The 11,721-nt window shown below is 44.8% G+C and carries 11 protein-coding genes, 1 tRNA gene and 1 pseudogene; 1 reads left to right on the forward strand and 12 read right to left on the reverse strand.

Going from position 1 to position 11,721, the window contains the following annotated elements; all coding sequences use genetic code 11:
- Window positions 1-56: 56 nt before the first annotated feature.
- Window positions 57-926 (reverse strand): class II fructose-1,6-bisphosphate aldolase, encoded by an 870-nt coding sequence (fba, locus tag AB5642_RS00725; RefSeq protein WP_148463679.1) that lies wholly within the window; start codon window positions 924-926, stop codon window positions 57-59.
- Window positions 927-1,128: 202 nt separating this feature from the next.
- On the opposite strand from fba, the gene AB5642_RS00730 reads away from it, so the two are divergent.
- Window positions 1,129-1,210 (forward strand) — tRNA-Tyr (locus AB5642_RS00730).
- 455 nt (window positions 1,211-1,665) lie between these two features.
- On the opposite strand, the gene AB5642_RS00735 is transcribed toward AB5642_RS00730, so the two are convergent.
- The 11 genes and pseudogenes from AB5642_RS00735 to AB5642_RS00785 form a co-directional block, all read right to left on the reverse strand.
- Window positions 1,666-3,798 carry a glycoside hydrolase family 13 protein gene (locus AB5642_RS00735; protein ID WP_227198937.1) on the reverse strand — a complete coding sequence of 711 codons (2,133 nt, stop codon included), beginning with the start codon at window positions 3,796-3,798 and terminating at the stop codon, window positions 1,666-1,668.
- Between the two features lie 342 nt (window positions 3,799-4,140).
- Entirely contained in the window at window positions 4,141-5,991 is a 1,851-nt protein-coding gene (gene ftsH, locus AB5642_RS00740; protein WP_148463170.1) for an ATP-dependent zinc metalloprotease FtsH, read from the reverse strand.
- A gap of 16 nt (window positions 5,992-6,007) precedes the next feature.
- Window positions 6,008-6,535, reverse strand: a complete 528-nt coding sequence (gene hpt, locus AB5642_RS00745; protein ID WP_148463169.1) for a hypoxanthine phosphoribosyltransferase — start codon at window positions 6,533-6,535, stop codon at window positions 6,008-6,010.
- A complete protein-coding gene (tilS, locus tag AB5642_RS00750) occupies window positions 6,528-8,063 on the reverse strand; it encodes a tRNA lysidine(34) synthetase TilS (protein ID WP_173719379.1) in 1,536 nt (511 codons plus the stop codon). The genes hpt and tilS overlap by 8 nt, the downstream gene beginning before the upstream one ends.
- A gap of 122 nt (window positions 8,064-8,185) precedes the next feature.
- Window positions 8,186-9,676: a SpoIIE family protein phosphatase gene (locus AB5642_RS00755; RefSeq protein WP_227198939.1), complete on the reverse strand. Its 1,491-nt coding sequence runs from the start codon at window positions 9,674-9,676 to the stop codon at window positions 8,186-8,188.
- Between the two features lie 15 nt (window positions 9,677-9,691).
- Window positions 9,692-9,754: pseudogene (locus AB5642_RS00760) on the reverse strand (DUF6783 domain-containing protein); the annotation flags it as partial.
- 328 nt (window positions 9,755-10,082) lie between these two features.
- Window positions 10,083-10,397 (reverse strand): septum formation initiator family protein, encoded by a 315-nt coding sequence (locus tag AB5642_RS00765; RefSeq protein ID WP_227198940.1) that lies wholly within the window; start codon window positions 10,395-10,397, stop codon window positions 10,083-10,085.
- A complete protein-coding gene (gene yabQ, locus AB5642_RS00770; RefSeq protein ID WP_368371402.1) occupies window positions 10,351-10,854 on the reverse strand; it encodes a spore cortex biosynthesis protein YabQ in 504 nt (167 codons plus the stop codon). Before yabQ ends, AB5642_RS00765 begins: the two co-directional genes overlap by 47 nt.
- 3 nt (window positions 10,855-10,857) lie before the next feature.
- Window positions 10,858-11,139, reverse strand: coding sequence for a sporulation protein YabP (yabP, locus tag AB5642_RS00775; RefSeq protein ID WP_173719376.1), 282 nt, complete (start codon window positions 11,137-11,139; stop codon window positions 10,858-10,860).
- A 101-nt stretch (window positions 11,140-11,240) separates the two neighbouring features.
- Window positions 11,241-11,480 carry an RNA-binding S4 domain-containing protein gene (locus tag AB5642_RS00780; protein WP_173719375.1) on the reverse strand — a complete coding sequence of 80 codons (240 nt, stop codon included), beginning with the start codon at window positions 11,478-11,480 and terminating at the stop codon, window positions 11,241-11,243.
- Between the two features lie 72 nt (window positions 11,481-11,552).
- Window positions 11,553-11,721 (reverse strand): HU family DNA-binding protein (locus AB5642_RS00785; protein ID WP_368371410.1); only part of this gene is annotated, 169 nt, incomplete at its 5' end.

Genomic DNA, 11,721 nt, shown 5'->3' on the forward strand with positions numbered 1-11,721 from the left:
GAGGACTGCTTGCGCAGTCCCCTTTCTCGTTCCGCATATGCGGAGAAAAATCATATTCAGGCTTTTCCAACGGATCCGAAGATTTCCATTTTCTCTTTAACAGTAGCCTTGATTGCATCGAAGCCAGGTGCAAGAAGCTTACGTGGGTCATATCCTTTACCCTGCTGATCTTTGCCTTCCTCGATGTATTTACGTGTAGCATCTGCGAAAGAAAGCTGGCACTCTGTGTTAACATTGATCTTGGAAACTCCAAGGTCGATAGCTTTCTTGATCATGTCTGTAGGAATACCTGTACCACCGTGAAGTACTAACGGCATATCACCTGTAAGCTGCTGGATTGCATCCAGAGTCTCAAAGCTTAAGCCCTTCCAGTTAGCCGGATATTTACCATGAATGTTACCGATACCTGCTGCCAGGAAATCGATACCAAGATCAGCGATCATCTTGCATTCCTTAGGATCTGCGCACTCGCCCATACCGATAACGCCATCTTCCTCACCACCGATGGAGCCAACCTCTGCCTCTAAGGACATTCCGTGCTCTCTTGTGATCTTAACCAGTTCTTTAGTCTTAGCAACGTTCTCTTCGATCGGGTAATGAGAACCGTCGAACATGATGGATGAGAATCCAGCCTCAACACATTTCAGGCATCCTTCATATGAACCGTGATCCAGGTGAAGTGCAACCGGAACAGTGATCTTCTGCTCTTCCATCATACCTTTAACCATTCCAACAACAGTCTTATAACCAGCCATGTACTTACCAGCGCCTTCGGAAACGCCCAGAATAACCGGGGAGTTCAGTTCCTGTGCTGTAAGCAGGATAGCCTTTGTCCACTCAAGGTTGTTGATATTGAACTGACCTACTGCATAATGTCCAGCTTTTGCTTTTTTCAGCATTTCTGTTGCATTAACTAACTCATACATGATAAAATTCCTCCTATCTTTGGAAACACCTTAACTATTTCCATTGTCTGTAGTTTAGCAGATTTTTCCCCATTCGTCTACCTCTTTGCAAAAAAAATGAGTTATTGATTCTTTTTTCATTCCCCTCGCGTGTACAATATCAAAAAAACTGAAAAAATATCTTGCAAAAACTTTCTTCTTTGTATATAATAAATTCGTTCACGGATGGATTCCCGAGTGGCCAAAGGGGACAGACTGTAAATCTGCTGGCGATGCCTTCGAAGGTTCGAATCCTTCTCCATCCACTATATTCTAAACTCCCAGGTATTTTTACCTGGGAGTTTTGCTGTCATACGCCAAAGCGGTTCGAATCCTTCTCCATCCATTACTACTCCAGAGCATATTCGCTCTGGAGTTTTTCTGTCATACACCAAAGCGATTCGAATCCTTCCCCATCCACTATTTCTCCAGAGCGAATATGCTCTGGAGTTTTTTATCCCTCTTCTCTGTATCAGCAGCGAAGCGCCCTGATACCAAACTTTCTTTTTCCGCCTGGAATACTCAGCCGCGAGGAGGGGCCTATGGGCTGGCGGCCATTGCGAGGATTCCAGGGATTTTTCATATATGCGCAGGAGGTGGAGCACTGTCTGAGGCCACCCCGTGGCCGAGTTTGCTCCACCTCCTGCAAATAAGCGTATATGGAAAATCCCGGAACCGCAGCTCTGGCCGTCAGCCCATAGGTCCCTCCTCGCGGCGTCCCTTAATCTTCCACAAATATAGTCGGATTCTCACACTTATGATACAACACCATCGCCCCAAACGCTGGCATCGGCACCCTGATCACACCTGCCTTAGCTGTATATTCATATTCCTCCGTGGTATATCCATCACGGTAAGACAGCATGATCCGCTTCAATACAGAATCCTTCAATCTGCTGATTCCCGTCTTCCAGACCTCAATCTCAACCTCCCGATCCTCATTCCGGTTATTCAGAATCACGATCATTCTTTCATCATGGGAAAATCTTCCGAAGCAAAGTCCCTGATAATCATTCCAGAGGAACACAAGGGAACCATTACTTAAGAAATCATATTCCTTATGGATCTTAATCATATCTCTGTGGAACGCAATCATCATCTGATCCTCATGTCCCCATGGATAAGTTCTTCTGTTATCCGGATCTGTAAAGCCACAGACACCTGCCTCATCACCATAATAAACAGTTGGTGCTCCCGGCCAGGTCATCTGCACCACAACACCCTCACGCATCACTGCAGGATTGATGTTCTGGGAAGCAGCCTCCGCACCGGCATAGGAAATCCTTCCCACACGGCGGTTTGTTCTGGTGAGAAATCTGGAATGATCATGATTGGACAGCTCATTCATGGACGTATAAAGTGCAGACATATGAAGTGCCCTCATATGAGTCTTCATAGCCCCAATAAAGGCATCACTGTTTCCATAAAGGTCATCCCTGCACTCATCACTGTGCTTCTCCATGCCCGTCAGGAACCAGGTCAGAGGTTCCATAAAGGCATCGTAGTTCATAACCGTATCCCACTCATCCCCCTGCAGCCAGCTCTCCGGATTTCCGTAATGCTCTGCCAGAATGATCGCATTGGGATTTGCCGCCTTTACAGCTTTCCGGAAATCCTTCCAGAACTGATGGTTAAATTCATTGCTGTGCCCAAGATCTGCCGCTACATCCAATCTCCATCCATCTACATTATAAGGCGCAGAAACCCACTTCTTACCAATCTCCAGAATCTTATCATACAGATCCCTGGAGGCTTCATAATTCAGCTTCGGCAAAGTATCATGAGTCCACCATCCATCATAGGTAGGATTGTACGGCCAGCGGTTCTCATCATAGAAATTAAAGTAATACCTATATGGACTGTCTGCAGAAATATACGCTCCCTTTGGATATCCCTCCTGGTTCTCATAGATCCGCTCTCTGTCCATCCATTTGTTAAAAGATCCACAATGGTTAAACACACCATCCAGGATTACTTTCATGCCTCTCTTATGGATTTCCTCCACAAGCTTTGCAAACAGTTCATTACTTGCCTCCAGATTCCGCTTATCAGTCACACGCTTAATAAATTTCCGAGCATGAGCATTCTCGCGGTCCCCCTCATTCAGAAGGCCATCATCCATATCCTCCACGATCTTGCCGTAATGGGGATCCACATACTCATAATCCTGAATATCGTACTTGTGATTACTTGGAGAAACAAAAATCGGGTTCAGATAAATAACATCCACTCCCAGATCCTGCAGATAATCCAGTTTGTCCATAATTCCCTGCAGGTCACCGCCATAAAACTCCCGCACACCCATTACTGCCGGAACTTTTCCCCAGTCTCTTACCCTGGAAGTCATATCGCCAATATAAAAATACTCACGATCCTCCACATCATTCGTCGGATCCCCATTACAGAAGCGATCCACAAAAATCTGGTACATAACAGCACCCTTCGCCCACTGGGGTGTATCATAATCCGGATAAATCTCAAACTCCAGACGCTCCTCCGGGTTCATGGAAACACCCTGATAATTATAATAACAGGTCACCCATCCGTATGTGATCTCAAAATGGTAGCGGACAATCTCCTCTCCCATAATAATAGAAGTCTCATAATAATCAAATCCATTAGATTTGGCCACACGCTCCATCTGTTGACGCTTACCATCGTATACTAAATAAACCATATCTACGTTGTTCCGCTTGGTGCGGAAACGGATACGGACCTTGTCTCCTGCTTTGGGATTTGACGGACAACGGTAATAATCAGAACCATCGCTGAACAATGCCTCTGTATTCAAAACCGGCCTCATATTCAATATATATTGCATTTTTTTCATTACATCTGCATTATTATGATCCATAACATCCCTCTTTCTAAAAAATTACACTCTATATTTTAACTGAAAACGTTTCTTCCCACAACTGTTAAAATTCGGCTTATTCTCCAAACTTCCGCCCATCTTACCGACGATTTCACCAAAGAACTCCCACCACATTTCAAACACACTCTAAAATACCTTATTCATTTAACGTAAAAAAGACAGCCGGTAAAAGCTGTCTTTTTTGGAGAAGGTATTTCTTCTTATGGGGTGTAGCAAAAACTATATAATGTATTGGGGGGTTTTTACGATGTATATAGTACCATGTGTCCACCAAAAAGTGTGCACAAACTTCACAAAAATCGCTATTGTTTTTTGTGCATGTTATATGCTTTCATTTGATTCACCCGATTTTTCCATTGTAAAAAGTGCTTCAAATTCATCCCGATGAACTTTTTCCTTCTCGAGAAGAAGCTTGGCACAGCCATGAAGAACCTCCATATGCTCAGAAATAATCTTCTTCGCATTGTCATGACACTCCTCAATGATACTGTGAATCTCACTGTCAATTGCCTTGGCAACATCCTCGCTGTAACCGCGGGTGTGCGCCAGATCCCGTCCAATAAATACCTCATCGTCATCATCTCCATAGGAGATCAGTCCAATCTTATCGGACATACCATACTTGGTCACCATAGCTCTTGCTTCGCTGGTAGCCCGCTTGATATCGTTGGATGCACCAGTTGTAATATCGCCAAAAATCAGCTCCTCTGCCACACGTCCTCCAAGAAGTGTGGTAATATCCTGAAGCATTTTACCCTTAGTATTAAATATTTCGTCATTCTCTGGAAGAGGCATGGTATAGCCAGCTGCTCCCATTCCGGTAGGGATAATGGAAATGGTGTAAACAGGCTCCATATCCGGCAGCACATGGAACAAGATTGCATGGCCTGCCTCATGATAAGCGGTGATCCTTTTCTCCTTCTCGGAGATCACCTTGCTCTTTTTCTCTGCACCGATGCCAACCTTGATAAAGGCATTCTTAATATCTTTCTGGCGAATAAATACATGACCTTTTCTGGCTGCAGCAATAGCCGCCTCATTCATCAGGTTCTCAAGATCTGCACCTGTAAAGCCAGCTGTAGTCTGAGCGATCTGTTTCAGGTCTACATCCTCGCCAAGAGGTTTATCCTTGGCATGAACATGGAGGATTTCTTCTCTTCCTTTAATATCCGGACGTCCTACGCCAACCTTGCGGTCAAAACGTCCCGGACGAAGAATTGCAGGATCCAGAATATCCACACGGTTGGTAGCTGCCATTACGATAATGCCTTCATTTACCCCGAAGCCATCCATCTCTACAAGAAGCTGGTTCAGAGTCTGTTCCCTTTCATCATGGCCGCCTCCCATGCCGGTTCCACGCTGTCTTGCAACAGCATCGATCTCATCAATAAAGATGATACAAGGTGCGTGACGCTTGCCCTCTTCGAAAAGATCTCTTACACGTGAAGCACCTACACCAACAAACATTTCCACAAAATCAGAACCGGAAATGGAGAAAAACGGAACTCCCGCTTCCCCGGCAACAGCCTTGGCCAGAAGCGTCTTACCAGTTCCTGGAGGTCCTACAAGGATAACTCCTTTCGGGATTCTGGCTCCCACCTTGGTATACTTCTGGGGATCCTTCAGGAAATCTACAACCTCCTTCAGCTCCTCCTTCTCTTCCTCCAGGCCCGCTACGTTCTGGAAAGTCACTTTCTTATCATCCGGCATGGACATTCTTGCCCTGCTTTTGCCGAAATTCATCATCTTGGCATTGGTACCACCGCCCCCACCTGACATCTGACGGTTCATCATCAGCATGAGGAAGATGATAAGACCACAGGTAAGGAGTACCGGAAAAACAGAATTCAGAAATACACTCTGCTTCGGCACATCCTCAACAGCAGGATCAAGCCCGCTCTCTCGAAGAAGCTGCTCTGCCTCATTTACATCTGCCACATAAATACGCTTCTGTCCCTCGCCGCTTATATTCACGATCACAGAACCTGTTGGAACCTCACTGTTCTGATGAATCGTGGCACTGGTCACCTTACCGTCTGTCACTGCCTGCTCAAGCTGTCCATAAGTATAATCACTCTGGACAGCTACCTGATTGTTCAGATACAGGTAACCTGCGATCAAAGCTACGATCAGGACAAGATACAAGCCAATTCTGCCTGACTGCTTATTCACTTGTATAATTCTCCTTTCATTCGAACTCTACCACTCCGATGTATGGCAGATTCCTGTATTTCTGGGCATAGTCAAGACCATAGCCCACAACAAACTCATCTGGAATATTGAAACAGCAATAATCCACATCAACCCCTTTTACCACTCTGCGGTCCGGTTTGTCCAGCAAGGTGCAAAGTTTCACGCTGTTTGGATTACGTCTCTTCAGAACATCCAGCAGATAGCTTAAGGTTCTTCCGGAATCAATAATATCCTCCACAACAAGAACTTCTTTATCTTCAAGAGGCTGATCCAGATCCTTGACGATCTTTACAACTCCGCTTGATTTGGTGTCATCTCCATAACTGGAAACAGACATGAAATCAAGAGTTACCGGCACTGTGATTCTCTTGGCAAGCTCACACATGAAAAATACTCCGCCCTTAAGAACGCAGATCATGTGGATTTCTTTTCCCTTGTACTCTTCACTGATCTGGGCTGCTACTTCGCAGATACGCTTCTCCACAGTCTCCTCATCCAGTAAAACTCTGATTTTTTCACTCATGATTATCTTTTCCTCCTTGGTATTGTATTTCCAATATTCTCCTGGTTCTGGGAGCTATTTTATAATTCTCATTTATTCTGCCTCCCACCACCCACAAAACCTCAGAACCGGTACATAGAAGCAAGATGCTGTCTCTTTCCTCTGATGGGATCTTCTCATCTATAAAATAACGGTTCAGCTTCTTGCTGCTCCCTTTGTCATCTACAATGAGAAAATCTCCCGGCTGTCTGGTCCGGATGGACAGTTCCTGTTTTATTTTATCATAATCTAGCCATTTCGTATACTTTTTTTCTTCAATCTTCTGGCCTTCATTAGAAAATATTTTCAGATGAAAACCATTATCTGTAAAAAGTACCTGTTCACAAACAGCTTCCAGCTCCTTTTTACTCAACTGAACACTTTTTTGCAGTGCATTCCTCTCCTGATTTTTTTCAGATTTCACTGGATCGTACTCTTTTGGATTCAGATTTCTATCTGACATTCCCAGTAATTGTCTTTCTCCCAGCAAAATTCCTCCATAAGTTCGAAGCGCCGCCAGATCATAAGGCAGATTGATCCGTCGTCCCACCTGAAGCTTCAGAAGGCTCTCCACACTTTTTACATGAGCAGCTGTAAAATCCTTACGTTTCCCAGCCAGGTCTTCAAAAACCTGAAGCACTCCGTAAGAAGCTATGGCAGGCTCATCCCGCCAGAATGCTTCTGACAGGAAAATTCCCCGTTCCCGGTTTTCCCCATACTTTTTCACAAGGCGTTCTCCCTGGCGGGACAAATACTCCTCTGCCTGACTAACAAGACTGGCCGTCTCCGCCATATGGCGGACAGCAGAAGTATTCACCTGTTCTTCCAGAATGGGCAATATCTGATGTCTGATCTTATTTCTTGTATAATCATCTGTAAGATTGGTACTGTCTGTTACATAGGGAATCTGTTCTTTTATTAAATAATTGACAATTTCCTGTTTATTTAAACACAAAATGGGCCGAATAATTCCATCCCGCACCGGCAAAATAGCAGCCAGACCTTTCAGCCCCGTTCCTCTGCAAAGATTGTGGAGCAAAGTTTCCGCCACATCATTTTCATTGTGGGCCAGAGCAATACGGATCCGTAATTTTCCTTCTCTGGCGGCAGAGACTCTTCCTCCGCCCTGGAGGTCGGCAGTTTCTGATTTTCCAAAATAATCAGCTTCTGCCCTGGAAAACGCATCCTGTCTGACTTTTCTTCCTGTCTCTTCCAGTCCCATTTTCCATTTCTTTGCAAGCTCCGGTACCGGGTAATGATAGGATAAAAAAGGAATCGTCCATTTTTCGCAGGTCTCTCTTACTACTCTTTCATCCCTGTCAGCTTCCTCGCCGCGGATTCCATGATGCACATGTACCGCACACAGCGAAAAAGCTGCTTCAGCCTGATATCTTTTTAACATTTCCAGCATAGCCATGGAGTCTCCTCCTCCGGAAACTCCAGCAAGGACCACATCCCCATCCACTACCATGCCATGTTCTTTCATATATGCTTTCACTTTCTGATACATACTAGCTCTGCCTCTGATACGTTACTGATTCTTTCGTGAACCGTAACAATATTACTTCTTTCAAATATATTTCATATGCTCATATGATTCCATATCTGTTTTTTGCTCCAAAAATAATTATTCTATTTCTTCCACATTCCAGCTACAAGAACCGTCATATCATCCCGGGCGCAGTAATCGCTGTATCCCAGCACCCGCTCCAGAATCCCCCGGCTCATCTCCTTGGGCGTCTCTTCATGGATATCCATAATGATCTCTTTCATGGTCTCCTCCTCCCGCATGGCTGGCAGCGCATCCAAAACGCCATCTGTCATCATGATCAGATAGTCCCCGTGATACAGCTTCCTTGAAGATGTTTCAAAATCCACCTGCTGTATCAGCCCTGCTGCCAGACTCTCTGAAGAAATGGCCTCCACCCAGTGATCCCTCTTGATAAAAGTGGCGGAAGCTCCCGCTTTCAGGAAATTACAGATTCCCGTATATAAATCCACTGCACAGATGTCCACTGTTGAAAAAATCCCTTCCTGTCCCTTCATCACAAGAGCAGAGTTCACCATTTTCGCCGCCGTCTCCTGGGTAAAACCGGATTCCAGAAATTGTTCCAGAAGTTCTACCACTTCCTCGCTTTCCCGGCATGCCTCCACCCCAGAGCCCATTCCATCGGAAAGACACATTACAAAACGTCCTGCCTCTTCCTGTCTGCAAATATAATTGTCTCCGGAAACCTTCTCCATTTCCTTGGTCAGTTTTGCCACTCCGTAAAGTACCTGATAACTTACATCCTCCACAAAATGAACCGTATGGTATTCTCCATTTACAATTCTTCTTCCCCCTCCAGCTGCCGCCATGGGAGTTCCGAATTCCTGGGATAAAAGCTGTGCCACCTCATTAACAGAAATGCACTGTCCGCTTCTGGCACGCATGGTTAGAAAAATCTCACGTCTCCCTTCCACCTTATCCATCACCCAGACCTGTCTCACCACAATGTGACGCTTCCTAAGAATCTTCTGCAATTCTGTCATAAGCTGGGGATCCGCAATGGAAATGTCGTACAGGTCTTCTGCCACCATATCCATGATTCTGGACATCTCCTGGAGTTGCTGTGCCACGGCAAGGCGGCTTTCGATCATCCGGTTGTCCCATATCAGCTTCTGCCGCTCTCTCATATAAGAGTTACCAATAGTCTCATAATACTGGGAAAAACGACTGCATACACTCATCCAGTCGCTTTTTGCCTCCTGTATTTTCTCCTGATTTCCCTCCTCCAGGGAACGAACCATCCGCTCACTTCCTCTGTACATTTCCTGCGACTGGGTGCCCCAGCAGATTTCCCGCTGATAGCAGTGGCTGCATATCTCATCACAGGTCTCCCTTATGATTCCATCCACCTGGCCGTTGCTTAAATAGTCTTTTCGGTAGGGTAATCCGTAAAAACTGTCTGCAAGCTTCCGAAAAGAAGCAGCATACCGCTCCACCTTCTCCTTCTGGGGATTTTTCTCTTCGGCCGGCTGCTCCGCCTTAAGGAAACTTCTTCCCCTGAAAAAAACTTTTGCCATGTCCCGCAACACCAGCAGCACACTGATCACGAGCATGGCAACTATCCATTCCTGCATATTCTCCCCTCCCCTTTACAGCCTTACAGTGCCAGAGCCTGTTTGAAAAAGCATTCCCGCAAGCTGCACGCCCCACTGTTCATGTAGTCTTTAGTTACTGTTCACTCCGTTCACAGTAACGCGCTTCGCGATGCACAGAAATCATGCAAAGCATGATTTCGCGCCGCAATTCTCGGGTTTTCTGTGAACTTTGTTTACAAAAAACACCTCGCGGAACGTTACCAGTGAACAGTAACAGTCTTTAACTGCTGCCCTTGTTTTTGCAAAGGAATGCTGCATTCACATCACCTTCGGCACCACCTTATGCCTATTATAGGGGACAGGTATGAAAATATATGTCAAACAAAGACGACCATATTGAAAAATATATCGTCAGAAACTTCCAAACTTCGTTTTTCCCAGAACCTTACTTCTCCTCCTGAAAAATAATCTCATTCTCCTTCACAAGCCCCAGTTTCTCTCTGGCGGCCTGCTCTGCGTACTCATCCGTGAGCATATACTGCTTCAGATCTTCAATCTCCTGAGTACGCACCTGCTCTTCCTCAATCTGCTGGCTTAATGCCTCTGCCCTGGTCTCATAGCCGGCAAGAGATTCCTTAAGGTCCCGGCTCTGTGCCATAAGCGTCAGAATCAGAATCAGAACGATCAGAGAAATACCGAACATCCCGAGATGATTATACCCTATTGTCTTTTTTCTTCGTTTTTTCCCTGATTTTCCCAAGCTTCCTGCCTCTTCTCATCTGCAAATGATTTCTGGTACTATTTTTGTACTGATTTGCAGATTGCTTAACTAAAATTTTACAACGTTTACAAAAAAATAGCAACCAATTTATATATTTTTTTGAAATTTCTTTTACGAATCTGACAGGAACCTCCAGGATTATATAACAAATTTTTTCAAATAAAGGTTTTATTGTCAGATATGTAAGAAATGCCCCTGATATAATTCCCAAAAACAGAAAACTACGCAGGATTCCCTGGTTGATCCGGTAAATTCCTGCAAATACCAGAAGTCCTGCGCACGCCCAATAAAGAAGGTCCAAAATCCCTCCTGCTGCCGGACTGCGGAAAATGAGCCCTCTTATTTCCTGAAGCAGGCTGTAGCAAAGGATCAGCACCGCACCCCCTGCAAAAGCCCGGACGAAAAGCCAGATCTCATTGTAGATATATGTGCTCATAGCTTAACGGAACAGCCTTGTAAATAATGGTTCTTCTTTTCGTGGGGATTCTTTAGACAAATAGACAAGAGAATCCACATGTCCGGCAAGAGCAGCTTCTCCTTTTTCCAGGTTTAGTCCTTTTACATGAAGCCCGCTGCCGCGAATCTGCAGCTTCCCGTCTGCAGTCTGAAGAAGGATTTCTTTTTCATCAAAAGAAATCACATCCTTCACACCTGTGACAGATGCTTCTTTCCTGTTATCCAGTATCAGCTTATGGGAAATGTTCACAACCTTTTCTTCCAAATCCCTCTCTCCCAAATATGTGGGTTCACAGATAATCTATGAAATTTTCTGTTAAATTAGAACTTGCTTAAGTAATACTGTTTCCTTCATTCACAGAACTCTTAAACATACTTGTACAGATTCTCAACTTCTTCCTTCTTCACAGTCTCTTTCACATCCAGCACTTCCACCTTCACATTGCGGCTTCCAAACTGGATTTCAATAGTATCTCCTGTCTTCACCTGGACAGAAGCCTTGGCCGGCTTATCATTTACAAGCACTCTTCCTGCATCACATGCCTCATTTGCCACAGTTCTTCTCTTAATAAGGCGGGATACTTTCAAAAATTTATCTAATCTCATAATACTCTCCTATGTCAGAGCGTGTTTAAAAAAGGAGGAACTATAAAGTTCCTCCTGTAAAAGCTTACGCGATTATGCGTTTACCATATCTTTTAAAGCTTTACCAGCTTTAAATTTCGGAGCCTTGGAAGCTTCGATCTTCATGGTCTCACCAGTCTGAGGATTTCTTCCCTCTCTGGCAGCTCTCTCGCTGACTTCAAATGTACCAAAGCCAACTAACTGAACTTTCTCACCTTTTTTC

Origin of the sequence: Ruminococcus sp. 1001136sp1_2201st1_G3_2201SCRN_220225 (assembly GCF_040924365.1) — a bacterium.
Taxonomy (GTDB): Bacteria; Bacillota; Clostridia; order Lachnospirales; family Lachnospiraceae; genus Blautia_A; species Blautia_A faecis.